This is a genomic window from Rhodococcus sp. P4_F5, from assembly GCF_056401315.1.
The window spans coordinates 21,192-48,191 of the sequence record NZ_JBFUJP010000018.1 but is presented as its reverse complement, the minus strand read 5'-3'; the positions used below and the strand labels follow the sequence as shown (position 1 = coordinate 48,191).

Annotated in this window: 19 protein-coding genes and 1 riboswitch; of the genes, 10 read left to right on the top strand and 9 right to left on the bottom strand. The window is 69.9% G+C overall.

Going from position 1 to position 27,000, the window contains the following annotated elements:
• The first annotated feature begins 84 nt into the window (after window positions 1-84).
• From garA to AC1DU4_RS10240, 6 genes are all read left to right on the top strand, one after another.
• Window positions 85-570 (top strand): glycogen accumulation regulator GarA, encoded by a 486-nt coding sequence (garA, locus tag AC1DU4_RS10265; protein ID WP_072845205.1) that lies wholly within the window; start codon window positions 85-87, stop codon window positions 568-570.
• The gene (ftsR, locus tag AC1DU4_RS10260) at window positions 570-1,307 is read left to right on the top strand and encodes a transcriptional regulator FtsR (protein WP_072845206.1); all 738 of its coding nucleotides are present in this window, start codon (window positions 570-572) and stop codon (window positions 1,305-1,307) included. The genes garA and ftsR overlap by 1 nt, the downstream gene beginning before the upstream one ends.
• A gap of 97 nt (window positions 1,308-1,404) precedes the next feature.
• Window positions 1,405-1,878 (top strand): bifunctional nuclease family protein, encoded by a 474-nt coding sequence (locus AC1DU4_RS10255; protein WP_072845207.1) that lies wholly within the window; start codon window positions 1,405-1,407, stop codon window positions 1,876-1,878.
• Window positions 1,879-2,260: 382 nt separating this feature from the next.
• Window positions 2,261-2,800, top strand: coding sequence for a MerR family transcriptional regulator (locus AC1DU4_RS10250; protein WP_245709293.1), 540 nt, complete (start codon window positions 2,261-2,263; stop codon window positions 2,798-2,800).
• A 92-nt stretch (window positions 2,801-2,892) separates the two neighbouring features.
• Window positions 2,893-2,991: riboswitch (glycine riboswitch) on the top strand.
• 172 nt (window positions 2,992-3,163) lie between these two features.
• The gene (gcvP, locus tag AC1DU4_RS10245; RefSeq protein WP_477839496.1) at window positions 3,164-6,013 is read left to right on the top strand and encodes an aminomethyl-transferring glycine dehydrogenase; all 2,850 of its coding nucleotides are present in this window, start codon (window positions 3,164-3,166) and stop codon (window positions 6,011-6,013) included.
• A 193-nt stretch (window positions 6,014-6,206) separates the two neighbouring features.
• Window positions 6,207-6,377, top strand: a complete 171-nt coding sequence (locus AC1DU4_RS10240; protein WP_477839494.1) for a hypothetical protein — start codon at window positions 6,207-6,209, stop codon at window positions 6,375-6,377.
• 58 nt (window positions 6,378-6,435) lie between these two features.
• Here AC1DU4_RS10240 and AC1DU4_RS10235 read toward each other — a convergent pair whose 3' ends face one another.
• The 4 genes from AC1DU4_RS10235 to AC1DU4_RS10220 form a co-directional block, all read right to left on the bottom strand.
• Window positions 6,436-7,590, bottom strand: a complete 1,155-nt coding sequence (locus AC1DU4_RS10235) for a metallophosphoesterase (RefSeq protein ID WP_477839492.1) — start codon at window positions 7,588-7,590, stop codon at window positions 6,436-6,438.
• Between the two features lie 3 nt (window positions 7,591-7,593).
• Window positions 7,594-9,372 carry a substrate-binding domain-containing protein gene (locus AC1DU4_RS10230; protein ID WP_477839490.1) on the bottom strand — a complete coding sequence of 593 codons (1,779 nt, stop codon included), beginning with the start codon at window positions 9,370-9,372 and terminating at the stop codon, window positions 7,594-7,596.
• Window positions 9,373-9,515: 143 nt separating this feature from the next.
• Window positions 9,516-11,699, bottom strand: a complete 2,184-nt coding sequence (locus AC1DU4_RS10225; RefSeq protein WP_477839488.1) for a malate synthase G — start codon at window positions 11,697-11,699, stop codon at window positions 9,516-9,518.
• Window positions 11,700-12,058: 359 nt separating this feature from the next.
• The gene (locus AC1DU4_RS10220; RefSeq protein ID WP_477839486.1) at window positions 12,059-13,180 is read right to left on the bottom strand and encodes a class I SAM-dependent methyltransferase; all 1,122 of its coding nucleotides are present in this window, start codon (window positions 13,178-13,180) and stop codon (window positions 12,059-12,061) included.
• A 1,114-nt stretch (window positions 13,181-14,294) separates the two neighbouring features.
• Here AC1DU4_RS10220 and AC1DU4_RS10215 point away from each other — a divergent pair.
• Window positions 14,295-15,299, top strand: a complete 1,005-nt coding sequence (locus AC1DU4_RS10215; RefSeq protein ID WP_477839484.1) for a hypothetical protein — start codon at window positions 14,295-14,297, stop codon at window positions 15,297-15,299.
• A gap of 23 nt (window positions 15,300-15,322) precedes the next feature.
• A complete protein-coding gene (locus AC1DU4_RS10210; protein ID WP_477839482.1) occupies window positions 15,323-18,154 on the top strand; it encodes an FtsW/RodA/SpoVE family cell cycle protein in 2,832 nt (943 codons plus the stop codon).
• Here the strand turns inward: AC1DU4_RS10210 and AC1DU4_RS10205 are convergent, their stop codons facing one another.
• The 3 genes from AC1DU4_RS10205 to AC1DU4_RS10195 all read right to left on the bottom strand — a co-directional run bounded on the left by AC1DU4_RS10205 (window position 18,155) and on the right by AC1DU4_RS10195 (window position 22,773).
• Window positions 18,155-19,144, bottom strand: a complete 990-nt coding sequence (locus tag AC1DU4_RS10205) for a rod shape-determining protein (RefSeq protein WP_477839537.1) — start codon at window positions 19,142-19,144, stop codon at window positions 18,155-18,157.
• A 199-nt stretch (window positions 19,145-19,343) separates the two neighbouring features.
• On the bottom strand, window positions 19,344-20,903 hold the full coding sequence (locus AC1DU4_RS10200) for an HNH endonuclease signature motif containing protein (RefSeq protein ID WP_477839480.1): 1,560 nt from the start codon (window positions 20,901-20,903) through the stop codon (window positions 19,344-19,346).
• 52 nt (window positions 20,904-20,955) lie between these two features.
• Entirely contained in the window at window positions 20,956-22,773 is a 1,818-nt protein-coding gene (locus AC1DU4_RS10195; protein WP_477839478.1) for a multicopper oxidase family protein, read from the bottom strand.
• Between the two features lie 239 nt (window positions 22,774-23,012).
• Here AC1DU4_RS10195 and AC1DU4_RS10190 point away from each other — a divergent pair, with 239 nt between their 5' ends.
• Window positions 23,013-23,747 (top strand): class I SAM-dependent methyltransferase, encoded by a 735-nt coding sequence (locus AC1DU4_RS10190; RefSeq protein WP_477839477.1) that lies wholly within the window; start codon window positions 23,013-23,015, stop codon window positions 23,745-23,747.
• 70 nt (window positions 23,748-23,817) lie between these two features.
• Entirely contained in the window at window positions 23,818-24,867 is a 1,050-nt protein-coding gene (locus AC1DU4_RS10185; RefSeq protein ID WP_477839475.1) for a lipoate--protein ligase family protein, read from the top strand.
• Window positions 24,868-24,937: 70 nt separating this feature from the next.
• Here the strand turns inward: AC1DU4_RS10185 and AC1DU4_RS10180 are convergent, their stop codons facing one another.
• Window positions 24,938-25,366, bottom strand: a complete 429-nt coding sequence (locus AC1DU4_RS10180; RefSeq protein WP_477839473.1) for a pyridoxamine 5'-phosphate oxidase family protein — start codon at window positions 25,364-25,366, stop codon at window positions 24,938-24,940.
• An 86-nt stretch (window positions 25,367-25,452) separates the two neighbouring features.
• Complete coding sequence (locus AC1DU4_RS10175) at window positions 25,453-26,940, bottom strand: GMC family oxidoreductase (protein ID WP_477839471.1); 1,488 nt, start codon at window positions 26,938-26,940, stop codon at window positions 25,453-25,455.
• Window positions 26,941-27,000 lie beyond the last annotated feature (60 nt).

The following is a 27,000-nucleotide window of genomic DNA, read 5'->3' as shown; positions in this document are numbered from 1 at the left end:
GCGCAGGTCCGCATCGGAATGTGGTTGTGGCTATAGATTTGTCCGGGAGGTCTCCCGGATCGGTCGGACTGAGGAGGAGAAACGGTGAGCGAGAACGACAACGACGCGGTTCTTGGGGAAACGCCGGCAGAAACCACGTCGGTTTTCCGCGCAGATTTCCTCAGTGAACTGGACGGCACGGCGACCGCCACGCCAGCCGCCGAGGCGCCGGTTTCCGGGGTGGAGGGTCTGCCTGTCGGTTCGGCGCTGCTCGTCGTCAAGCGCGGCCCCAACGCCGGATCGCGATTCCTGCTGGACCAGCCGACCACCTCGGCCGGTCGGCACCCGGACAGCGACATCTTCCTCGACGACGTCACGGTCAGCCGTCGGCACGCCGAGTTCCGTCAGGACGAGAACGACTTCCAGGTCGTCGACGTGGGCAGCCTCAACGGCACCTACGTCAACCGGGAGCCGGTCGACTCCGCCACGCTCGCCAACGGCGACGAGGTGCAGATCGGCAAGTTCCGTCTCGTGTTCCTGACCGGCCCCCGCGGCGCGTCCGGCGACTCGGCTGCGGGTTCGGGTAGCTGATGACTGCCGTCCGGCAGCGGACCCAGGGCGGGATGTCGATCGGCTCCGTCCTGGACCGGTTGCGCCCCGACTTTCCGGACATCACCATCTCGAAGATCCGCTTCCTCGAGGCGGAGGGGCTGATCAGTCCGGAGCGCACTCCGTCGGGATACCGGCGGTTCTCGGTGTCGGACTGTGAACGGCTGCGGTTTGTGCTGACTGCTCAGCGCGACCAGTACCTGCCGCTCAAGGTCATCAAGGAACAGCTCGAGGCGATCGACCGCGGTGTCGCGGTGGTCGGGTCCCCGGACTCGCCGCCGCGACGGCCGCGGGCGCTGGCCATCGCGCCGGGCGAGGTCTCCCCGGAGGAGTTCCGCGCCGACCGTGAGGTGCGGATCAGCCGGGTGGACCTGCTGGCCCGTTCGGGGACGGACGAGGGATTCCTCACCGAGCTGATCCGCGGTGGGCTGGTGGTGCCCGGCGCCGCCGGCTTCTTCGACGAGGAGGCGGTGACCCTGGCGCGGACCGCGAAGGCGATGTCCGCGTTCGGGCTCGAGGTGCGGCACCTGCGTGCATTCAAGCTGGCGGCCGACCGCGAGGCCGGTCTGGTCGCCCAGATCGCGGGGCCGGTGGCCAAGGGTCGTGACGCGGGCGCCCGGGACCGCGCGGAGGAGATGGTCCGCGAGTTGGCGGCGCTGTCCTTGACGCTGCACACCTGCCTGGTCAAGACCGCGGTGCGTGGCGCCCTAGATCGCTGACCCCGCAGGAGTCGAACGCGTCGCGGTGTCGGAATAGAATCGGCGGTACCGCTTCGGTGTGCGGGGACAGTGCCACGGCAGACGGAAGGCAGACGCGATGAGCGAGATGCGTGTGATCGGTATTCGTGTCGAGCAGCCACAGAATCAGCCGGTACTGCTGCTCAGGGAGGCCGACGGCGACCGGTACCTCCCCATCTGGATCGGTCAGACGGAGGCCGCGGCGATCGCCCTCGAACAGCAGGGCGTGGAGCCGGCGCGTCCGCTCACCCACGACCTCATCACCACCCTGATCGGGGCGCTCGGCCACACGCTGCGCGAGGTGCGGATCGTGGACCTTCAGGAAGGCACGTTCTACGCGGACCTGGTCTTCGACGAGGATCTGCGGGTCTCGGCCCGGCCGTCGGACTCCGTCGCGATCGCGCTGCGGGCCGGGGTGCCGATCTTCGCGGAGGAGACCGTGCTGGCCGAGGCGGGCCTGGTGATGCCGGACGAGCGCGAGGACGAGGTCGAGAAGTTCAAGGAGTTTCTCGAGTCGGTGTCCCCTGACGACTTCAAAGCAACAGATACGTAACAATTGCCTCCGTGTCGCGACCTGGAGAAACCAGATCGTTGTGACTTCTGGTAGGTGCCGCTTGGGCGTGTTGCGTTGACCGCGGTTTCGTGGCCCCATACCGTCTGCACCAGTAAATATCCATCATGTGATTCGTCCCGGGGCGTACCCTGAGTTGAATCCACGGTATGGGATTTGTCCGTGCGAGAGGGAGCAGTCAGTGGTAGATCAGCCGCAGGATCCTCGGCGAAACCTCGTCTCGAACCCGGGAGCCCGGGCCGGGTCGGCCGGTGACGACGCATCGAGCGGCGATTCCCAGACTCCGAACGCCCAGACTCCGAACGCCCCGGTCGTCGAGACCCCCGTCCCCGAGTCGCAGATTCCCTCTGGTCCGGTGGAGGACATGCAGCCGGGCCTGTTCCCCGACGACTCCGTGCCGGACGAACTGGTCGGCTACCGGGTGCCCAGCGCCTGCCAGATCGCCGGCATCACCTACCGCCAGCTCGACTACTGGGCCCGCACCTCACTGGTGGTGCCGTCGATCCGCGGGGCCGCGGGATCCGGCAGCCAGCGCCTGTACTCCTTCAAGGACATCCTGGTCCTGAAGATCGTCAAGCGACTGCTCGACACCGGCATCTCCCTGCAGAACATCCGCGTCGCGGTCGATCACCTGCGCAAGCGTGGCGTCGGCGACCTGGCCAAGATCACCCTCTTCTCCGACGGCACCACCGTCTACGAGTGCACCTCCGCGGAGGAGGTCGTGGACCTGCTGCAGGGCGGTCAGGGCGTGTTCGGGATCGCGGTCAGCGGCGCAATGCGCGAGCTGACCGGCGCCATCGCGGACTTCCCCGCCGAGCGGGCCGACGGCGGCGAGAGCGAGCCGAGCCCCGAGGACGAGTTGGCGTCGCGTCGCAAGAACCGGGCCAACCGCAAGATCGGCTGACACCGGCGTCGAGAAACGTGTCGGCGGACACAGCCCCCGACGGGTTGGGCCGTCGCGCGCAGGTGAATTCGTAGCCTAGAATTCTAGGTACGTCGCGTCGCGCGGGAGAGTTCCGGAGGATTTCGCTCCGGACGCCGAAGGAGCAACACCTCCCCGTCAATCTCTCAGGCACAAGGGACCGCGCGGGCTACGACGTCTCTGGAAAGCGGTGGGAGTACCCACCCGCCCACGGGGAAAGGGGCCGACCGTCGTCGGTTTCCGAATCTCTCAGGCGCTCGCGGCGACGAGCAGGCGACAGAGGGGGAGGAGCGCACCGCACGACGCGGGGCGTGTCCTAGGACCCTTCACCCCGCGGGAGTTGCCTTGTCAGACGCCAGAAGCCACACCTTCGTCGACCGCCACGTCGGTCCGGACGCGGGCGAGCTCGCCCGGATCCTCGACGTCGTCGGCGTCGCGAGCCTCGATGAGATGGCCGGCAAGGCCGTCCCCGAGGTCATCCTCGACACCGTCACGGACGGGGTCAGCGACGGCCTGGACGTGCTGCCCGCGCCGCTCTCCGAGCACGAGGTGCTCGCCGAACTGACCCGGCTGGCAGACCAGAACACCGTCGCCACCTCCATGATCGGGCTGGGCTACTACGACACCCTCACCCCGCCGGTGCTGGTGCGGAACCTGATCGAGAACCCGGCCTGGTACACCGCGTACACGCCGTACCAGCCGGAGATCAGCCAGGGCCGGCTGGAGGCGTTGCTCAACTTCCAGACCATGGTCGCCGACCTGACCGGCATGGAGGTCTCCAACTCGTCGATGCTCGACGAGGCCACCGCCGCGGCCGAGGCGATGACCCTGCTGCGTCGCGCCAGCCGTAGTCGCTCGCCGCGGTTCGTGATCGACGTCGACCTGTTCCCCCAGACCCGTGCCGTGATCGAGACCCGGGCGACGCCGCTCGGCATCGAGCTCGTCGAGGCGGACCTCACCCAGGGACTGCCCGAGGGCGAGTTCTTCGGCGTGCTGGCGCAGCTGCCCGGCGCGTCCGGCCGCGTCGTCGACCACGGCGACCTGATCGCCGCCGCGCACGAGCGTGGCGCGCTGGTCGCGGTCGGCGCCGACCTGCTGGCGCTGACCCTGCTGACCCCGCCCGGCGACCAGGGCGCGGACGCCTGCTTCGGGACCACCCAGCGTTTCGGTGTCCCGATGGGCTTCGGCGGGCCGCACGCCGGCTACCTCGCGGTGCACAGCAAGCACGCCCGCCAGCTTCCCGGCCGACTCGTGGGCATCTCCGTGGACGCGGACGGCGACAAGGCGTACCGGCTGGCGCTGCAGACCCGTGAGCAGCACATCCGCCGTGAGAAGGCCACCTCCAACATCTGCACCGCGCAGGTCCTGCTCGCGGTGCTCGCCGCGATGTACGCCAGCTACCACGGCGCCGACGGGCTCCGGGCGATCGCCCGGCGCGTCAACGGCCACGCCACCGCTCTCGCCGCCGGGCTGCGCGCCGCGGGCGTCGAGGTGGTGCACGAGGCGTTCTTCGACACCGTGCTCGCCCGGGTGCCCGGCCGCGCCGACGCCGTCACCTCGGCCGCGAAGGCCTGGAACGTCAACCTGCGGCGCGTCGACGCCGACCACGTGGGCATCTCCTGCGACGAGGCGACCACCGCGGCGCACCTCGAGTCCGTGCTGGCCGCGTTCGGGGTCAGCGGTGCGGCGGTGCCGCAGGGCGCCGACTCGCTGCCGGCGTCGCTCGCGCGGACCTCCCTGTTCATGACCCACCCGGCCTTCGTCGCGTACCGCACCGAGACCGCGATGATGCGGTACCTGCGCCGGCTCTCGGACAAGGACATCGCGCTGGACCGCAGCATGATCCCGCTCGGGTCGTGCACCATGAAGCTCAACGCGGCCGCCGAGATGGAGGCCATCACCTGGCCGCAGTTCAACAGGCTGCACCCATTCGCGCCGACCGGCGAAGCCCCCGGCATGCTGCAGATCATCACCGACCTGCAGGACTGGCTGGCCGCGATCACCGGCTACGACGCGGTGAGTCTGCAGCCGAACGCGGGCAGCCAGGGCGAGTACGCCGGCCTGCTCGCGATCCGCAGCTACCACCTCAGCCGCGGCGACGACCACCGCGACACCTGCCTGATCCCGTCCAGCGCGCACGGCACCAACGCGGCCTCCGCGGTGATGGCGGGCATGCAGGTCGAGGTGGTGGCGTGCCGTCCCAACGGCGACGTCGACCTCGACGACCTGAAGGCGAAGATCGCCGACCACGCCGAGCGGCTCGCAGCCATCATGATCACCTATCCGTCCACGCACGGCGTGTACGAGCACGAGGTCGCCGAGATCTGCGCGGCCGTGCACGACGCGGGCGGACAGGTCTACGTCGACGGCGCCAACCTGAACGCGCTGGTCGGGCTCGCCCGCCCCGGTCGCTTCGGCGGCGACGTCAGCCACCTGAACCTGCACAAGACGTTCTGCATCCCGCACGGCGGCGGCGGTCCGGGCGTCGGGCCTGTCGCGGTGCGCTCGCACCTGAGCCAGTTCCTGCCCGGGCACCCGATGGCGCCCGAGCTGGGCGGCGCCGGGCCGGTCTCGGCGGCGCCCTACGGCAGCGCGTCGATCCTCCCGATCACCTGGGCGTACATCCGGATGATGGGCGCGGCAGGGCTGCGTCAGGCCTCGCTCACCGCCATCGCGTCCGCCAACTACATCGCACGGCGGCTCGACGAGCACTTCCCGGTGCTCTACACCGGCGAGAACGGCATGGTCGCGCACGAGTGCATCCTGGACCTGCGCCCGATCACCAAGGACACCGGCGTCACCGTCGACGACGTGGCAAAGCGGTTGGCGGACTATGGTTTCCATGCCCCGACCATGAGCTTCCCGGTGGCCGGCACGCTGATGATCGAGCCCACCGAGTCGGAGAACCTGGCCGAGATCGACCGGTTCTGCGACGCGATGATCGCGATCCGCGCCGAGATCGGCCGGGTCGCCGCCGGCGAGTGGCCGGTGGAGGACAACCCGCTGCGCGGCGCCCCGCACACCGCGGCCTGCCTGGTCGGCGACTGGGAGCACCCGTACTCGCGCGAGCTCGCCGTCTTCCCCGCCGGCAAGGACGCCCCGAAGATCTGGCCGCCGGTCCGTCGTATCGACGGCGCCCACGGCGACCGGAACCTGGTGTGCTCGTGCCCGCCGATCGAGGCGTTCGCCGACTAGACCCGGAATTCCTGGCCCCCAATGTCACAGCGGCTGCCCATACGGGCGTCGCTGTGACATTGGGGAGCGCGGACATCGGTGCTGACGCCAAGTCGTGAGCGACCCGAACGATCATTGTGTACAACGTCACGCGGGGAGGACGATTGCGGATGGCGGCCGCAACGCCGCCGTCGTCCAGCCAAAGGTGCAGGCCATGAAGTCCATCCTCGTAAGAGCCGTCGCTGCCACCGCCGTCGTTGTCGCGCTCGGCGCGGTCGCCGCGCCGAGCGCCTCGGCCGAGCGCCGTCCACTCGGGAACGGGTCGTTGAACATCTGCTTCTCGGTCCCGCTGCCGGGCTCCGCAGATCTCGTCTGGTGCCTCTGACCCCGCCTGACTGAGCGAATGCGACATTCGGTCACTCGGAAGCACGGGCGACGGACGGTCAGCCCGGGTCGACGGTCAGCTCGAGGATCGTGATCTCGGGCGGCGCGGCGACCCGCACCGGCGGACCCCACGCGCCCGCGCCCCGGCTGGTGTACAGCACGGTCTCGCCGATCCGGTCGAGGCCCGTCACCGACGGCTGCTGCAGCGGCACCAGGTACCCGAGCGGCCACATCTGACCGCCGTGCGTGTGCCCGGACAGTTGCAGGTCCACGCCCAGTTCGTTCGCCTCGAGCGCCTGTTTGGGTTCGTGCGCGAGCAGCATCACGAAACGGTCCGGGTCGCGTCCGGCAAGCGCCGCGCGCAGGTCGGGCTCGTACGGCGCCGGCGAGGTGAAGTCGTGGATGCCGGCCAGGTCGACGACGGCCTCGCCACGGCTCAGCTCGACGCGGGCGTTGCGCAACGTGTGGATGCCCAGCCGGTCCCACAGGTCCAGCCATCGGCCGCCGTCGCCCGCGTAGAACTCGTGGTTGCCGCTCACTCCGAACACGCCGAGCGGGGCGCGCAGGTCGGCCAGCGGCGCCAGGTCGGTGCCGACCTTGGCGACCGTGCCGTCGACGAGGTCGCCGCCGAGCAGGACCAGGTCGGGTCGCTCGGCGCTGACCGCGGACACGACCTCGCGGGTGAAACCGGCACCGCGGGCCGGTCCCACGTGCAGGTCCGTCACCAGGGCGATCCGCGTCCCCGCGAACTCGGCGGGCAAGCGCCGCAACGGGACCCGGACGTGCCGTACGCGCGGAGTGGCGGCCTCGCCGACGCCGTACCCGACAGCGGTGAAGGACGCGAGGACGACCGTCGCGGTCGCCCCGCGCAGCAGCCGGCGCCGCGTCAGGCCGGGGCCGCTCGACTCACCACCGCCAGTGCGCGAGAGCAGGCGCGAGGCACCGGACACGGCGGCGACCAGCATCAGTCCCAGCGCCAGGTACAGCATCACGGCGAGCCAGACCCAGCCCACGAACGCAGGTCCGCGGGCCCACGACGGGTCGAAGACCTCGCCGCTGCCGAGGCCGACCAGGGTGAGCACCCACGCCCCGGCGAGGGCGACGGCGACCGCGCGAGTGCCGCGCGGGCCGAGGCCCACCGCGTGGGTGAGGCGCCGGTGCAGCAGCCAACTGACGAGCGCGAGGAACGCACCGAAGACGAGAAGCCGGATCATCCGTCAGGACAGCAGCTTTCCGACGGCCTGCTCGAGTTCCGGTCCGTCCGACGTCGGCACGGTGACCGCGGTGCCGCCGGTCTGCTCCGCGAGCTGTCGCAGGGTGGCGACGTCGGAGTTCTCGCCGATGACGATCACGTTGACGGGCACCGGCTTGCCCGGCACCGTCGCGTCCCGGATCGAGGCGAGGAGTTGGCGGGAGCTGATCGAGGTGTCGTCGTTGGGGCCGTCGGTGATGAGCAGCAACGAGTTCGGGCGGCCCGTGACGAATCCGTCGACCGCGGCCTTGTACGCCGCCTGCACCGACGCGTACGTGGACGTCGCCGTGGCCGKGGTGAGGCCGCCGAGCGCGGTCTCGAGGGCCTCCCGGCGGGCGACGCCGGCGACCGGGTCGGTCAGCGGCCCGGTGGGCACCACGACGCGGTACGGCTTGGTGCCGTCAAGCCCGCGGGAGTAGGTCCAGAGTCCGAGTCCGGAGTAGTCCGGCGTGCGCGCGACCTGTGCGGTGAGCGCCGCCGCGGTGTTGCGCAACCGGCTGGCGCCGCCCTCCGTCGTGCTCATCGAACCCGAGACGTCCAGCAGCACCGTGGCGTTCGCGGCGGCGACGGGATGGGTGACCACGCCGGTGAGCGTCGCGGCGACGGCGCCGCTGCTCGGCTGCAGAGCGGTCGCGACCGGGGTGAACGGCACGGCGTCGGTGCCGGTCGGCACGCCGTCCTCGGTCCGGAATCCGGCGTCACGCAACGTGGCCGCCTGCTCCGGCTGGCGCAGGTACTCCACGAACTGGGCGGCGGCGCGGCTGTGGGTCTCGTCGACCCAACCCGTGGCCAGGACCGCGGCCGGGTGGTCGGCGATGGGCGTGGCGCCGGTGGGCGTCAGGGTGGCCAGCGGCGCGCCGGACCGAGTCGCCCGGTACACCTGCTGCTCGGTGGCAGGCGTCGCGTGCAGGGCGCCGGCCGCGGGATGCGGTTGACTGCCGAGGGCGGCCAGTGCGTCTGCGGTGGTGGCCGGCGGGCCGCCGTCGAGGGCCGCGGACCCGATCCCGAGCTGCGAGAGGGCGGCGACCACCGGGGTGGAGGCGGCCTGCTCTGCGGTGACCGGGCCGGTGCCCGCGTTCGACACCGCGGCCGCGACGGCCTCCGCGGCCAGGCCGGTCGGCTCCGATCCGGCACCGGTGGGCAGCGCCAGCCGCAGCGACCCCCACCCGGACAGGCCCGCCGTGTCCAGCGAGCGCGGGTCCGACTGCAGGCCGGCGAGATCCTGCCAGCCGGTCGGTCGGCCGGCGAGAGTGTCGGCGAGGGCGGGCGGCGCGGCGAGGACGACGGGGGAGGAGGCGACCGACTTCGGCTGGCCGTTCACCAGACCGGGACGGTCGGCGACCCGGGCCAGGGACTGTGAGCTCTGCGGGATCCACAGCGCGGGGGCGGGTCCGGGTCCGGTCCAGTGCGCGGGGTCGCCGGCTGCGAGCGCGTCGGCGACGGACTCCCCGGGAGCCGGGGTCACCGTCACGCTGATGCAGTGGTCGCGCACCACGGGCGCGGAGTCGTTGTAGCGGCGTGCGAGTTCGCCGAGGGGGAGTGCGATGTCGGGGTCGGCGGTCACGTCGAGCACGGCGTCGCCCTCGACGCAGGTCTGTGCGGCGGCGGTGCCCTGGTCGGAGATGCGATCGCGCAGGCGCATCCAGCCGAGCACCGCAAGGATCACCAGCAGCACCGCGACCACGGCGATGACGGGCCCCCGGCTGACACCTCTGGATCCGGATGCCCCGCGATGTTGACCCACGTCCCACTCCGTCTGCCCGCGCCGAGCGGGCCTGTCGATGATCGGCCGGACGCCAGTCTACGGATCCGGGCCGGGCCGGAAGATGCGGCGATGCCGCCGGCCCGACAGGTCGGGACGGCGGCATCGGCGGCGGTCAGGAGGGGTCAGGCGTTGGCGGCCTTGTACTCCCGGCGACGGCGGTGCAGGATCGGCTCGGTGTAGCCGCTCGGCTGGTTGACGCCCTCGAGGATCAGTTCCTTCGCGGCCTGCCAGGCGATGTTGGTGTCGAAGTCCGGCGCCATCGGACGGTAGTCGGCGTCGCCCTCGTTCTGACGGTCCACCACCGGAGCCATCCGCTCGAGCGCCTCGACGACCTCGGCCTCGGTGACGATGCCGTGGCGGATCCAGTTGGCCAGCAGCTGGCTGGAGATCCGCAGGGTGGCGCGGTCCTCCATCAGTGCGACGTCGTGGATGTCCGGCACCTTCGAGCAGCCGACGCCCGCGTCGATCCAGCGGACCACGTAGCCGAGGATCGACTGGCAGTTGTTGTCGAGTTCCTCACGCTTCTCGGCGTCCGACCAGTCGGTGCTCGGGGCGAGCGGGATGGTGAGGATGTCGTCGACGGTGCAGCGGGGCTTGCCCTTGAGCTGGTCCTGCACCGCGAACACGTCCACGCGGTGGTAGTGCGTCGCGTGCAGGGTGGCGCCGGTGGGCGACGGCACCCAGGCGGTGTTGGCGCCGGCCTTGGGCTGGCCGATCTTCTGCTCGAGCATGTCCGCCATCAGGTCGGTCATCGCCCACATGCCCTTGCCGATCTGCGCCTTGCCCTGCAGGCCGTCGGCCAGGCCGGTGTCGACGTTCCAGTCCTCGTAGGCGGAGATCCAACGCTGCTTCTTCATCTCGGCCTTGCGGACCACGGCGCCGGCCTCCATGGAGGTGTGGATCTCGTCGCCGGTGCGGTCCAGGAACCCGGTGTTGATGAAGACGACCCGGTCGCTGGCCTCCTTGATGCACGCGGACAGGTTCACCGTGGTGCGGCGCTCCTCGTCCATGATGCCGACCTTGAGCGTGTTCGCGGGCAGGCCCAGGACCTGCTCGACGCGGCCGAAGAGCTCCGCGGTGAACGCGACTTCCTCGGGACCGTGCTGCTTGGGCTTGACGATGTAGATCGACCCGGTGCGGCTGTTGGCCAGCGGGCCGTTGGCGTCGCCGGTGCTCAGGCCGTGGACGGCGCAGGCGCTGGTGACCAGCGCGTCGAGGATGCCCTCGGGGACCTCGTTGCCGTCGGCGTCGAGGATGGCCGGGTTGGTCATCAGGTGACCGACGTTGCGCACGAACAGCAGGGAGCGGCCGTGCAGGCTGAGCTCGCCGCCGTCCGGCGCGGTGTAGGTGCGGTTGCCGTTGAGGGTGCGGGTGAAGGACTTGCCGCCCTTGTCGATCTCCTCCGCGAGGTCGCCGCGGTTGAGGCCCAGCCAGTTGCGGTAGCCGACCACCTTGTCGTCGGCGTCGACGGCCGCGACGGAGTCCTCGAAGTCCATGATCGTGGTCAGTGCCGACTCGAGCACGACGTCCTTGACGCCCGCCGCGTCGGTCTGGCCGATCGGCGAGGAGGCGTCGATCTGGATCTCGGCGTGCAGGCCGTGGTTGCGCAGCAGCACCGAGGTGGGCGCGTCCTTCTCGCCGAGGTAGCCGACGAACTTCTCCGGCTGCGCGAGCGTGGTGACGGTGCCGTCGGTCAGCTCGACCTTCAGCTCGGTGCCGTCGATCCAGTAACGCTTGGAGTCGGCGTGCGAGCCGGAGGCCAGCGGCGCGGCGGCGTCGAGGAACTCACGGGCCCAGGCGATCACCTTGTCGCCGCGGACCTTGTTGTAGCCCTTGCCCTTGTCCGCGCCGTCCGCCTCGGAGATGGCGTCGGTGCCGTAGAGCGCGTCGTAGAGCGAGCCCCAGCGGGCGTTCGAGGCGTTGAGCGCGAAGCGGGCGTTGAGGATCGGGACCACCAGCTGCGGCCCGGCGGTGCTGGCGATCTCGGCGTCGACGTTCGAGGTGGTGATCTCGAACGGGGCCGGGGTCGGCAGCAGGTAGCCGATCTCCTGCAGGAACGCCTTGTACTCGGCGGCGTCGATGGGCTGACCGGCGCGCTCGCGGTGCCACGCGTCGATCTGCGCCTGCAGCTCGTCGCGCTTGGCGAGCAGGGCCTTGTTCTTCGGGGCGAGGTCCTCGATGACCTTGACCGCGCCGGACCAGAAGGCGTCGGCGTCTACACCGGTGCCCGGCAGTGCCTCGTTGCTGACGAAGTCGTAGAGAACCTTGGCGACCTGAAGCCCACCGACCTGAACGCGCTCAGTCATGAATTTCCTCGCTCTTTCTAAGTGAAAACCATGCAGACGACCTACATGTTACTCTCCGGTAATCCTCTTACTCTTTGTCCAGGTGCGAGAGGGGACGCACACTGCGCTACGGCATCTCGGCGCGCGGTGGTGCGGCGCGTGAGGCGAGCGCGGACGGGGCGCGGGCGTAGTCGGCCCGGCCGGCCGCGGTCTCGAGCGACGTGGTTGGTGACCAGTCGTGTCGAGGCACCCGCGTGTCCTGTTCGCGGGCCAGTCGCGGCTGGTCGAACCTATCAGGTGCGAGACGGGCAGGTGCTCGACGGGCGCCGGGGTCCGGGCGTTTCTGCCCGGGTTCACGCATCGGGTGTCGAGCCCAGCGCTCAACGGTCGAGGCGGTAGAACCGCCAGAAGTCGTGTTCGATCGGCAGTTCGGTGAACGACTCGAACCCGGCCGCGACAGCCCACTTTCGGACGGTCGACGGGCGCAGCACCGTCCCGTTGGCGGTCTCCGACGACTCCGCCATGGTGGCGGGCAGGCAGTGCAGGACGCTGAACGCATACTGCAGCCGCTCCACATCGCCCGCGCCCTCGGTGAACTCTTCGCCCGAATTCTCGTCGCCGATCAGAATCACGCCGTCCGATGTGAGGACCTCGCGGATCCCAGCGAGCACACCCACCGGATCGCCCATGTCGTGCAGCGCCTCGAATATCAGGGCGAAGTCGAATCTCAGCCGACGACGGTCCGCGAGGTCGGCGATCCCGTTGGCGTTGGCGACCTCGAAGTGCACGCGGTCGTCCAGTCCCCGTTCCGTGACGTTGGCTCTGGCATCGGCAATCGAGGCGGCGTCGAGGTCGACGCCGATCACCTCGGCGTTCGGGAAGGCCTCGGCGATGGAGATGCTCGACCATCCGGTACCGCATCCGGCGTCGAGTACCACGGCGCCGTCGCCCAGCCGCGCCGTCACCTCGGGCATCGTTTCGATCCATCCGGGCAGGTCGTGGACGAACCCGGGACGGTTGAAGGACCCGATGCCGTGCCGGATCTCGGCGCCGTACTGCTCGTAGGCGACGCCGCCGCCGGTGCGGTAGGCGGCCGTCACCGCCGGCAGGGTGAGTCCGCATCCGGCGAGCATCGGGGCGGCACCCAACATGTGCGCCAGGCTCTGCTCGTCGATCAGGACCGGCTCGTGCGCTCGCGGTATCTCGTAACGCCGTGAGCGGCCGTCACTTTCGCTGCCGTCGGCGACGACGCCGAGGATCCCTGCCGCGGCCTGCTGCTCGAGCCACTCGCGTGCGTACCGCTCGGATATCCCCGCCGCGGCCGCCAATCCGGCCGAATTGGTGGACCCGAGCCGGTGTATCGCGGGGTACAGCCCCAGCCTGCGACCGAGGTCCATGGTCAGCAACTCCATGCCCGCGAGCAGGGAACCGAACACCCGGTCCACCAACTGATCGCGCTTCTGTTCCTCGGCAGCTGTCAATGGATCGGTGGTGGTGTGCATGGCCCCCAGCCTCATTTCGGCGTGCCGGTCAACGGGACTTACCTTCGTCGACGCTATTCCTTCGCCACCAGCAGTGTCGAGGGTCGAGGGCCTGGTACGGATGCCGAAGCCCTCGTGCGACCTGGACGGCCGGAGCAGGCTGGTCCCCAGTGCACCGCGTTCGGGCATCACCCCGCGACGACCGAGCAGGAGATCGTCGAGCCCGCGCTCGCCGCCGAGGAGATGGGGCACGCCACCTGCCCCACCCCGGCACTCGGCCCGACCATTCGGTCGCTGGCCGACCTCGACCGAGCACGCCGGCTTGATGCACGGCCCGGGCGTCGGCGGCATCCTGGCGCGTGCGGCGGGTCACGAACGTCGGAGCAGCCCTCGTCCGATCGGCGGCCGACAGCGGTAGGGGTTGCGGTGTGCGGCGGTGTGGGAGGACCCCGAGGACGACGGACCCGGTCAGGACCAGCGCGGGTGCCGCTGCGGGCCCGGCCGCGCTCAGCGCGATGGATGGCACGGAGTTGAATCGGGACGGCGAGTGGTGCCGGGGACCGGGGTCGTGCACGGGTGGACCTTCCTGTCCGGGGCATCCGCGGCGGAAGGGTGTGGGGGAGTTCTCGGGGTGAGGCCCCAGCCAAGACACCTACCGTCGAGACCGCGTGCAGCCGCAGGTCAGCGACGCGACCAGGGAGGCTCCCATCCACCGGCGCGGGCGCTCGATCTGCACCTCGATCTCGGATGGTTAAACGGCATGCCCGCCGGCGCGGATCGGAGTTTAATGAGCAGCGCAGCGTAGTGGAGTTCGACAGAAGCCCGACTCATGTTCCGCCGCCACCCATTTCGGTCCAGTCGCGGCCGATGCGGGAGGCATAGCGTTTCGGGGTGCAGGATGATCGAAGCAGTAACGGGGCTCCATGCGAGACGCGGTGCGCCGACCGATTCCCGGTCTGCACCGCCCGGCCGTGTCGCGATCGGGTCGGGTGGTGGTGGCGTCGCCCTGCCGAGGCTGCTCACGGCGGCGACGTTGACGTCTGCGCAGGCCACACTGCTCCTCACGGATGCGATCGATCAGCTGGAAATGGCGCGCAGCCAGGGCCGTTCCCCGGTCGGTCTCGGGGGCGACGCTGTGACGGTCTCCGAAAGCGGACAGCTCACGATCGAGTGCCCCCGGACTACGGAATCCCGGCACGACCAGCACGAGGCGGCCGCGAGTCTGCTGCGCAGTATCGTGGCGAACTGCGGCGATCCGGTGCTCGCCGATCGGCTGGACCAATCGATCTCCGGAGCAACGGATATTGCCGCTCTGACGAGACGCGCGCGTCACGCGGTCACGACCGAGTCGGACCTGGACGAGGAACGGACAAGGCGGCGCCAACTCGCCGACCTGGTCTCGGCCACGAGGGGGCGTTCCCTGCCCGGCGAGCAGGTCGGGGGCGCGGCGGCCGCCGCGTCGACCCGGCTGCCGATGTCGGCCGGAACGTCGCTCGCGCCGGACCACTGGTTCCCTCCGGCCCGGAGTCCGTGGCATCGCAGGAGAAGACGGCTGTCGCGGCGCCAGGGTGTACTGGGTCTCGTCATCGTCCTGGTACTGCTCGGGGCGGTGTGGACGGCTCCGCGGATGTGGTCGGAGCTACGGCGTGGCTGGGACACCGTCCTCAACCCCGTGAAAACGGAGGAACAAAATCAGATTCGGCCGGTCTCGCCGCCACCACCGGAACCCGTCGGTGGTCAACCCGCCCCGGCCCCGAACACAGTGGGCACGGCGCCGGCGCCCGTCGAAGTCGGTGCCCCCGGCAGCGCAGGGCCGATCACCCTCGTCACCGCCACACCGGCCAACGGCGAATGCCGGGCCGGAGGATCGTGCGTCATTCGGGTCGACGTGCACCTCGATCCGGCGACAAGTGTCGGCGCGGTGACCTGGGCGCTGACAGTGTACGACCGATGCTCCGGGCAGGTGCGGACCAACGGTGACGTGTCCCAGCCCGTCCAGTCGGGCACACATCAGGTGTACGGCATCGGGCGGACGGACCTGCCGCCTGGCACCGCGCTCGCTGTCGCCGCGATCACCAGCGCCCCTGCGACGGCCGCGTCCGAGCCGCTGCTGGTGCCTGCCGAGAACGCAGTCTGTTGAGCGGCCAGGGGAGCGGGGGACGCATGCCCGGAGGCAAGCGGGAATCCGACCCGTGGATCGTCGCGGCGGCCGTCGTCCTCGTGGTGCTCGGCCTCCTGAATCTGATTGCGACGGGAATGACAGCGGCCGCCGTTCGCCACGCACTGTTCGCGGCAGCCGGCCTCGTCGTCATGTGCGTGGTCGCCCGCCTGCGGATGAGCTACCTGCGTGCCTTCGGCTGGGCGGTACTCGGCGTCGCCACCGTCTTGTTGGCGGCGGTGCCCCTCGCCGGGGTCGCGACCAAGGGWGCCCAGCGCTGGCTCGACTTCGGTGTGATCACCATCCAGCCGTCCGAGCTTGCCAAGCTCGCGCTCGTCCTGGTTCCCGCGGGCATGCTCGCGGCGGGGTTCACGCTGGCTCGATTCCTGGCGACCCTGGCGATCGCCGCCGTGCCCGTGGCGCTCGTCGCACTGCAACCCGACCTGTCCACCGCCGTCGTCCTCGTCGCGACCGCGGGCTTCATGCTCGTCCTCGCCCGGGTCCCGCTGCTTCCCCTGATTCCGTTGTTCGCAGCGGGGATCGTCTCGTTGCCCCTCGCGGTGCTATTTCTCCGGCCCTATCAGCTCGAGCGCGTCCAAGTGTTTCTGTCGAGYGACGCCGACACGGCCGGGGTCGGATGGGCCGAGTTGCAAGCGAACATCGCGATCGGCAGCGGCGGATTGTGGGGCCTGTCGCGCGACCCGGTGTACGACGTCCGGGCCGAGTACCTTCCCGAATCGGAGCACGACCTCGCGTTCGCCAGCCTGGTGTACGGATGGGGCTTGGTTGCCGGTCTCGCCGTTGTGGTGGCGACGTCGGTCATCGTCTGGCGGGCTGCGCTCGCCGCGCGAACGGCACGGACCCGGGAGGCCGCGCTCGTCGCGGCAGGCATCGGGGGCCTGTTCGGGTTCCACGCGCTGGTGTCGATCGGTGCGAGTCTCTCCCTGCTGCCCCACACCGGGATGCCGATTCCGCTGTTCAGCTACGGGGGAACCGCCGCGATCGTCGGGTTCGTCGCCATCGGACTGGTGCTCGCCGTGCGGAGAGATGGTGTCGCGCGGCCGCTGTGGGCGTCGGAGCCACATCGGCGCCGTCGTCCTCGCGGTCTGTCTGCAGGCGCCCTCACGCTGACCGCGTCCCTTGTCGCGATGTCTGTGTTCGCGTGGCAGTTGCAGCACAATCGGGGTGCGGAGTTCCGGGCGATGAGCGACCAGCAGATCATGCGCTGTATTCGCCTGCCTGCCGAGCGAGGACTCATCCTCGACCGCAACGGCATTCCCCTAGTGGAGAACGTGGCGGAGTACTCCGTTGCGGTGGTCGACCAGATGTTCGACGAGAACGACGACGGCGCTCGCGGTCGGCTCGCTGCGCTGCTCGCCACGTCTCCGGACGCGTTGACGGAACTGATCGGAGGACGTGGAGAAGGGGAGTCGCACGTCGTCGTGGGCAATATCGCACCCGATCAGGCCCGACGCATCGTGGACGCCCGACTGCCCGGGGTCCTCGTGGTGCCGTCCGGTCGTAGGCATTACCCGCACGGCGCCGTGCTCGGCTCCGTCCTCGGGCACGTCGGTGTCGCCGACCCCGACGACATGGAACGCTGGCCGCACCTCGCGCTCGGTTCACGGGTCGGCAAGGCCGGACTCGAGAAGCAGTACGACGCGCTGCTCCGCGGCAGCGACGGAAAGCAGTGCATGTACGTCAGTCCCTCCGGGCATCCGGTTGCGACGGGCGAGCGGGTGGACCCGATGCGGGGTCACGACCTGCGACTGCACCTCGACCTCGGCATGCACATCCTGGCCACCGACGCGCTCACGGAGGCGGTGCGCACCAGCAAGGGCGACCTCGGTGCCGCGGTCGTGATGGACGCCCGCACCGGCGCCGTCTTGGCACTTGCCAGTGTCCCCGGCGCCGACAACAACGTGTACGGGCCCCCGGCCGACCTCGTCGCGCTGGCGGACCAGGCCCAGGCCCCTGGGCCGAGTCGGTTGGTGAACAACGCAACCCAGACCGCGGTACCGCCCGGCTCGACCTTCAAAATCGTGGTCGCGGCGGCGAACACCCAGTACCCGGTGCTGGCGCCGGAGACCGTGATCGACACCGGTGCGTCCTACACCTACGGCAGCCACACCTTCCGGAACTGGAAACCGATGGGCCCGCACAACCTGCTCCAGGCAATCCAGTGGTCCGACAACGTCTACTTCTACAAGCTCGGCGAACTCCTCGGCCCCGAGAAGATGGCGGACGTCGCGGGGCAACTCGGAGTCGGCCGACGATCCGGGATCGACCTGCCCGGCGAGGCCGAGGGATTCCTGGGGACGCCCGAGAACGTCGGAAGTATCGGGGCCACCTGGTATCCCGGATCGACGCTGCTGATGGGCATCGGTCAGGGCACCGTCAGCGCGACCCCGCTGCAGGTGGCGCGATGGACGTCGGGCATCGCCACGGGCGCGGTGGTGACGCCCCAGCTCGCGGCTGGGTACGGGACGACGGACACCGTACCGATCCCGACGGCGGCGCCGGTACTGCTGCCCTTCGCGGAGCGCCTCGGACCCGTACGAGCGGGGATGCGGGCCTCCGCGTCGGCCGGCACGGCCGGTCAACTCGCCGACCTGCCGGTGCCGGCCGGCGCCAAGACCGGAACCGCCGAGGATCCTTCGGCGCCGGGGGAAGGTCTCAATGCATGGTTCTCCGCCGTGGCGCCGATCGACGCTCCGGAAATCGTGGTGTCGGTGTTGGTCCGCGGGGGCGGCTTCGGGTCGGCAACTGCGGGGCCCGTGGTGAAGAAACTCCTCGAGCGTTACTTCCCGCGACCGCCCGGCGTGCCGATACGGTGATCAGCTGCTGTACGCGGCAAGCACTTCGGGGTGATCCAAACATGCCGTAGCGCCTTCGGCCACGCAGGTGAGTGGGCGCTCGGCAGTCTTCACCGGGAACCCGAAGGACTGTTCGAGCAGTTGCGACAGACCACGCAACATCGACCCGCCGCCGATTGCGAGCAGCCCTTCCGACATCACGTCACCGATCGCCTGCGGGGGAAGGTCCTCCAGACACGCGGTCAGTGTCTGGACGATGCTCGTCGTGGTCGGCCGCAAGGCATCGACGATTTCCTCGATCTCGAGGGTGACCAGACGGGCACGGCCGGTCACGGCGTCGCGGCCCTCTACAACGAGCGACTGTCCTTCGGCATTGTCGGGCGCGCCCAGCTTCGCCCGCTCGGTGGTGATCTCGCCGACGATGGTTTTGTGCTCTGTCCGTAGATAGTGGTGCAGCGCGTCGGTGAGTTCGTCCCCCGCGAGTCGGCAACTGCGGTGGGAGAGAATGCCACCGAAACAGAACGCGGTGATCTCCGAAGTGCCGCCACCGAAATCGACGACGAGGTGGGCGCGCGGTTCGAGCGGGTTGATCCCGCAGCCGAGGGCACCCGCTACCGGCTCCGGTATCAAAGCGACCTTGCGCAGACCAGCCTCGTGTCCGACCTCGAGCAATGCGCGACGCTCGAGCGGGGTGGCGCCCGCGGAAACCGCGATGACGCCCTTCGGTCGTAGGCCGTATCGCCTGGCCGGGGCAGCGCGCTTGATGACGGCCGTGACGAATGTCCCGGCCGACTCCAGATCCACGATCACCCCGTCGCGAATCGGACGAACCGGTGTGATTCCGATCGGAGCGCGGCCGACGAGGTTCCGCGCGTCCGTGCCGATCGCCAGGGCCCTGTTGGGATCCTTGGTTCGAACGAGCATGAACGATGGCTCGTTCAAGACGATTCCGTCTTCGGGGGTCCCGACGACAGTGTTGGCAGTTCCGAGATCGATACCGAGTCCACTCACGTCGGCCTCCGAAAGGGATTTCAGCGAGACCATATCGATGGTACGGAGCGGTGGCGTCGTTCGGAAGACGTCCGTGCCACCAAAGTTGCCGTAACCCCTTTTTGCGCAACACGTTGCAGTGATCATGACCGACGAGTGGGGAAGCCCGGTGGCGGTGGCGGTGGCGGTGGCGGTGATGGTGGCCTGGTTGGTGGCACGCTCACGGGACGCCGTCATCATTGGGCGAGGTGCCGTCGTCTCGGCCGGTCCTGGGACCGGCTCCCCGGGATCGGCGCCCGCCCTTCAGTTCGGCCTCCCTGCGGGCGCGTGAACGTGCGAGCGCCTTCGCGAGCAGTTCGTCGAGGTGGTGCCGGTGGTTGACCCGCGGACTCCGGTCCGGGTCGATGTGGGGCGGCGCGATCCAGTGGGTGCGGCCGCGGTACCTTCCGCCATCCGGTGTGTTGGCCGTCTGCCAGCCGCCGGGGCCGTCGTGGATGAGGGCATGGCACGGGTCGCACGCCAGGTCGAGGTTCTCGATGTCGGTGGCGCCGCCATCGTCCRGTCCCTTGGTGTGGTTGCTCTTCCAGCCCTTGACGTGGTGGACGGCGGTCATGCTCGCCGGCGCATCGCAGCCCGGGCGGGTGCAACCGCGCGATGCGGCAATCAACGCGAGGCGTTGATCGGCGCTGGCGAGGCGTTTGTTCCTACCCAGGTGCAGCGGGCGGCCGCTGTGGTCGAAAATGCACAGCACGGGGTGTGCAAACTCTGCCATGCGGAGCGCATCCCGGATCGGAAGCATCCCACCGGACGCTGTGGTGGTGACCCCGGTTGCCTCCTCGAGTTGCTTCAGGGTCATGGTGATGATCGCGGTGACCGGGAGTCCCCGGTGGCTGCCGAGGATCCCGGAGGCGAGCACGTGGCGCAGACCGGCTTTGAGCGCGTCGTGGTTGCGTTGCCCCGCGGTGCGGGTGTCGCGGCCGGCGGCCTTCACGAGGGTGTCGCGGTCCATCGTCGGAGAATCGGCGTCGCCAGTAGGGGAGGTGGGGTCGTCCGGGTTGTTCATCCCGGGCCGGGCGTACTTCGCCAGCACCGGCTCGAGCAACGCGCGTGCCTCGGGGTCGAGCAACCCGGATACCGGCGTCATGAGATCCGCGTTCTGCCTGCCAATCCGGAAACTACGTTGCCGCTTGCGGTCTCGGTCGTCGGTGAGGCTGCCGTCCGGGTTGAGGTAGCCCAGCAACTGCTGGCCGGCGACGGCGACGGCGTCGGGGGTGGACGAGCGGGCAAGCTCGGCAAGTACCTGCTCGGCCGCGTCCACCTTCTCTGCGTCGACGGCCCGGGGGACCTTTCGCAGCACCTGTCGAATCGCGTCCACGTGGTCCGGTCCGACGGCCCCGTCCCGTTGCGCGGCAGCGGTGGCGGGCAGATCGGCGGGCAGGGGGTCGCCGCCCAGGCTGTGCCAGGTGCCCACCTTCCGGGCCGCCGTCACCCGGCGCGAGGCGTCGCCGACCGAGAGTCGCAGGGTCTTGATCAGAAAGTTGTTGATCGACTTGCAGTCGTACTTGCCGGGCAGGCCTCGTTCGACCGATTCGACGACGAGGCGGTGCCCGAGGGTCGAGGCTTTGCGGAGGGAGGTCTCGATCTGCTGCAGGGTCGCCGCGACATCGGCGTCGGACAGTTGCGACAGCTGGTCGTCGAGCAGCCCGGCGACGGCGGCGTCGAGTGCGGTCAGGTGCTCGGACACCGTCCCGACTTCGCCGAATTCGTTGCTCGAATCCATGTGCGAATTGTATCGAGGGGTACCGACATGTAGCTGCGCAAATCTGGCGCGCCTACCCGCGCACCCGGATCTGCTGCATCATGTCGTGGTCCTGGTGTTCGAGGTTGTGACAGTGCCACGTGTACCCGCGGACCTCCTGGTGGGTGCCGTGGTGACCCACTGCGCTGTCCGGGATCGGGATCGGCGCGTCCGGGTCGAAGCCGAGGTCGTCGACCGACGGCCAGTGCACGAGGATGGTGAGCACCGCGTCGGCCTCGACGAGCGTGGTGTCCTTCCAGCCCGCCTCCCACGCTGCCGGCGACGCTCGCTCCCCGATGAGGAACGGCGACGGGTCCGGCGCCCAGCGGATGTCGTGCTCGAGCGGCGGGGGCGAGGTGGCCATGTAGCCGGCCGACCACAGCTTCTGCCGGCTCAGGATCCGGAACCGGGCCAGGTGCAGGTGGACCGGATGCTCGAGCGGAAACACGTTGACGATGTGCCAGATCTCCGTCGTCCCGGCCCGGGCGACGTCGACGTCGTCGGTGAGGAACGGCAGATTGTTGATCGACCCCATCAGCGGCACCACCGCGGCCGTCCGGTCCAGGTCGAAGCGCCCCAGGAACGTCATGACCCTGGTACGGGCGACACCGTCGGTGGTGGCGGGCGCGATCGCCGGGGGGAGTCCCGGCCCGCCCCGCAGCCGTCCCGGCACCCGGACCGGTTCGGTCGCCGCCCGATCCGCGTCGAACCGCATGATCTCGGGCAGCGCCGGTACCGCGATCACGGCGTTGGCGACACCGTTGAGCGCGGTGTTGACGAGCGTCACCGACTCGCCCGGCGCGAGCGCCGAGAAGTCCACCAGCAGGTCGGCGCGCTCCCCGGAGGTCATGACGATGTGATCAGTGTCGACGGACTCGTCGAGCAGGCCCTGGTCACCGCCGATCACCGTGAACCGCATCCCGTTCGAGAACCCGAACCGGTAGGTGCGCGAGTTCGAGCCCTGCAGCAGCCGCAGCCGATACAGCGCGCGCCGCACCGTCATCCGTGGCCACGCGACTCCGTTGACCACCGCGACGTCCCCGAACTGGCCCCCCTGGCCGTAGCCGACCGGCTGGTAGCGGGCCAGCCGCGGCTGCAGCGTTCCGTCGGTGTTGAAGGTGCGGTCCTGCACCACGATCGGCACCTCGAACTCCCCGGCGGGCAGCCCGAGCGAATTGTCGGCGCGGCCGGTGTCGAACTCGTCGCGCAGCAGATAGAACCCGGCGAGCCCGGCCTGCACATTCAGGCGGGTGATCGCCATCGCGTGATCGTGGTACCAGAGGGTCGCGGCCTCCTGGTCGTTCGCGTAGCGGTTGGTCTGCACGCCGCCACGCCGCCACGTGATCAACGGATGCCCGTCCGAGTCGGGACGGCTCGGGGCGCCGTGCAGGTGCACCGTCGTCCGCGGATTCGTCCGATCCTCCTCGGTGGCGCCGTGCGCCGTCAGATCGACGGCGTCGCCGAGTGGATTGACGTCGATCGAATTGACGAACGACACCGTCGTCGGCACGCCGTGGCGGGCCTCGAGCGTGGGGCCGAGGACGCCGGCGTGGTAGCCGAGTACCGTCGTCGCCGGCAGATCCGGGTGGTAGGTGTGGGTGCTGGACTGCGCGGTGAGCGTTCCCGACGCCGCGGCGGTCGGTAGGCGCGGCAGGTCGGTGACGAACCGGCGTAGCGGCGGCGACGCGAAGTTCAGCGGACTCGGGTCGGTCGGCGGCGGTAGGTCCGGGATCGGGACGGGCGGCGGTGGCACCGGCGCACCCGGTCCGGCGGAGGCCGACGGTGCGCGCAGCCAGCCGAGGGCGGCGACCGAGCTTGCCACACCGAAGAATCCGCGTCGTGAGAGTTGCATCGTCGAACTCCTTGGTCGCGTGACGACGTCATGGGATCCAACTCGTGTGGACGCTACCCGAGCAGCGGACATGACACGCCGCTGTTGAGCGCAACCCGATGAGCCGCAGCACAGGTCTGCACCGAGACCCTCGCGATGACACTGAAGTTCCGTGACGGCGTGGCCTTGACGTGTCCGCCCGCATCCGATTGATTGGATCCATGCAGTTCGCCGCACCGGCTGAGCAGTATGACCGCTTCATGGGGCGCTACACACCGACCCTCGCGGCCGCGCTCGTGGATGCCGCCGGCGTGTCACCGGGCAGCCGGGTGTGCGATGTCGGCTGCGGGCCCGGCGGCCTGGCCCGGGAACTCGTCGCGCGGGTGGGCGCCACGCACGTCGCCGCGATCGATCCGGCGCCGCAGTTCGTCGCGGCCTGCCGGGAGCGTAACCCTGGTGCCGACGTCCGCGAAGGCGTCGCCGAGCACTTACCCTGGGCCAGCGGAGAATTCGACGCCGCCCTGTCCTGCCTCGTGCTCGGGTTCATGAGTGATCCCGCCCGGGGTGTGCGCGAGATGGCGCGGGTGACGCGACCGGGTGGCACCGTCGCCGCCTGCATGTGGGACACCGCCACCGGCGGCATGACGATGCTGCACCTGTTCTGGACCGCGGTGCGTCAGACCGACGCCGAGGTCGTCGGTGAATCCGCGATGGCGGGCACTGCGGCAGGCGACATCGCGGAGCGATTTCGCCGTGCCGGACTGACCGAGGTGGTCGGCGGTGCCCTCACGGCCCGGGCGGACTACGCCGGCTTCGACGACTTCTGGGAGCCGTTCACGTTCGCGGTCGGCCCTGCCGGCCAGTACCTGCAGTCCCTTGGGAGTGGGCGGCAGGCGGGCGTGCGCGAGGCGTGCCGAGCGGCGCTCCCGTCCGGGGCGTTCTCGCTCGACGCCCGCGCCTGGTATGCCCGGGCGACGGTCCCGCAGTCGCGGTGACCGGGGACGCAGAGGGAACGGCGTCCTGACCGTCGTCCGGCTCTACCCCGGCCGTTATACGCTTCGCCTCATGCGTGGTGAGTACAAGGTTCCCGGTGGCAAGCTCGTGGCGGTCGATGTCGAGGTGGACGACGGGCGCCTGTCGCGGGTGTCGCTCTCCGGTGACTTCTTCCTCGAGCCGGACGAGGCGCTCGACGACATCGTCGCCGCGGTGATCGGGATGTCCGCCACCGCCGACGCCGCGAAGCTCGGACAGGCGATCTCCAGGGTGCTCGGCGACGAGGTGTCGATGATCGGCTTCACCCCGGAGTCCGTCGGCATCGCGATACGCCGTGCCCTCGGCCACGCGACGAGCTGGCACGACCACACCTTTGAGGTGATCGAGCCGGCGGTGCTGGACCCGGCGATGCACGTCGCGCTCGACGAGGTGATCACCCGTGAGGTGGCCGCCGGCGACCGCGGGCCGACGCTGCGGTTCTGGGACTGGGACGCGCCGCTGGTGGTGCTCGGCTCCTTCCAGTCGGTGCGCAACGAGGTCGACGAGGAGGCCGCCGCCCGGCACGGCATCGGCATCGTTCGGCGCATCTCCGGCGGCGGCGCGATGTTCATGGAGCCCGGCAACTGCATCACCTACTCGCTGTCGGTGCCCACCTCGCTGGTCGACGGCCTGAGTTTCGAGCAGTCGTACGAGTTCCTCGACCGGTGGGTGATGGGTGCGCTCGCCGACGTCGGCATCAACGCCCGCTACGTGCCGCTCAACGACATCGCCTCCGACAAGGGCAAGATCGCCGGGGCGGCGCAGAAGCGCTTCGCCGCCGGCGCGGTGCTGCACCACGTGACGATGGCGTACGACATCGACGCCGACAAGATGACCGAGGTGCTGCGCATCGGTCGGGAGAAGATCTCCGACAAGGGAATCACCAGTTCCGGCAAACGGGTCGACCCGATGCGCTCGCAGACCGGCATGGAGCGCGACGCCATCATCGCCGCGTTCCTCGCGCACTTCCGCGCACGCTACGACACCCGGGACAGCACGTACACCGACGCGGAACTGGCCGCGGCACGCGAGTCGGTCGGCTCCAAGTTCCGCACCCCGGAGTGGACCTACCGCGTGCCGTGACCACACGTTCTCGGGCAACGACAGTCAGGGAAAGCCGGCGTCGGCGGTGCGCCTCAGGGGAGGGGCCTGACTACAGGTCCCGGAGATCGCCGAGGTCGGCCGAGAGCCAGTGCTCGGGCCGCATGTACACCGCGACCTGGCCGCCGTAGGCCTCGGTCGCCTTCAGGTACGGGTCGACTTTGTCCGCCGGGAGATAGCGGGCAGCCATCTCGCGGTTCATCTCGTCGGTCACCGCAGTGATCCGGGTGACCGGCCCCTCCACGCTCACGTACCGGACGGTGGGTTCGGCCTGCTGCACCATCAGGCTGAAACGGCCGGCCTCCCTGATGTGGCGGATCTTCTGCGATTCAGGGCCGGTCAGTACCCACGCCTCGGTCCCCGGTGCGTACTGGTACCAGATGGGGACGGTCAGTGGGCCGCGGCCGGGGGCCGCCACTGCAAGTGCGGCGATATGCGGCTGCGCGAGGAACTGTTGACGCTCATCCGGTGACAGCGGCATGTCGTCCAGGCTAACTCGTCAAAGGCGTTGTCTACGAGAAACTACGGACCGCGCCGAGACCGTGACCGGCTCAGAACTTGCGTACCTCAGATCAGTTGCGCGGCACGTTCGGCCATCATCACGCAGCCAAGGTAGGTGTTGCCCGCAGGCAGCACCGGCATCGCCGAGGCGTCCACGACCCGCAGGCCCTCGACCCCGCGGACGTGGCAGCGTGCGTCCAGGACGGCGTTCGGGTCTCCGTCCGGACCCATCGCGCACGTACCGCCCAGGTGTGCGTAGCTGATCACGCCGCCGTCGACCAGGCCGGCCGCGGCGCCTTCGACGCTCAGGTCGGTGATCGGTTGGACGCGGGTGGCGCCGAGCTCCGAGAACGGCCCGGTCGACTCCAGTGCGGCGATGCGACCCAGGATCCAGTCGAGTCGTTCCAGGTCGTGCGCCGTCAGCGCCGGCATCGCCACATCCGGTTCGGCGTCAGGATCGACCGACGAGATCCGGACCGTTCCCCGCCCGGTGACATCGAGCAGGTACGGGACGACCGAGAAGTACGCGCCGTCGGCGGTCGGTTCGCCGATCGGCAGGTTCAGAACGTGGAAGTCGATGGTGTCCGACTGCGGCGTACGGCCCACCCACACCGGCTGGACCGGACCGCCGCGCAGCGGACTGCCGCCCGCGTGGTGGTAGAGGAGTGGGAACCCGAGGTGATCCTGGAGGTTCGCCCCGACCCCAGGGATGTCGGCGACGACGGGTATACCGAGGCCGTCGAGCAGATCCCTCGGCCCGATGCCCGACCGCTGCAGTAGCGCGGGTGAACCGGTTGCGCCGGAGCTGACGACGATCTCGCCGGCGGACAGTTCCCGGCCATCGGCGGTGAGGACACGTCTCGCCCTGCCCTCCTCGACGACGACCCTGTCCACGGTCACCCCGGTCTCGACGGTCAGGTTCGGCCGCGACCGGACCTCCCTGGTCAGGTACGCCTGGCTCACGGTCAGCCGCTCACCGTCCTCGGACACCGTCAGCGGGAAGATCCCGACGCCCGGGAGCTGCCGGGGGTTGTTGACGTCGTCGACCCACGGCACGTCGAGATCCCGTAGTCCCGCGAGGAACGCCCGCTGGGATTCGGTCTGTTGGTCGGGGGTGGAGCGGCGTACGACGAGTGGCCCGTCCGAGCCGTGCAGATCCGATGCGCCGCAGTCCAGGTCGTTCTCCATGGCCCGGAAGGTCGCGAGGATGTCGGGCCAGCTCCACCCGTCGAGCCCCCGCGCGGCCCACGCGTCGTAGTCGGCCGGCTGGCCGCGCATCGTGGCGAGGTAGTTCACGGCCGAGGTGCCGCCCAGGACGCGCCCGCGCACCATCTGGACCGTGGTGTGCCCGGCCTGCATAGGGAACGCCCGAGCGAAAGGCGTTCCGGCCCAGACGTCCCCCGCCGAGGCGGGCCGCAGAACGGAGTCGTCGTACGCCGAATCGTCCGGGCCCTGCTCCAGTAGCAGCACGCGCCGATCCGGGTCCTCGGACAGCCGTGCTGCCAGTACCGCACCGCTGGTGCCCCCGCCTACGACGATCACATCCGCGTCCATTGCCACCCTGTCTCGACTCGCTCGCCCATCGCCTCACATTGCGTGACTCGGTCACATTAC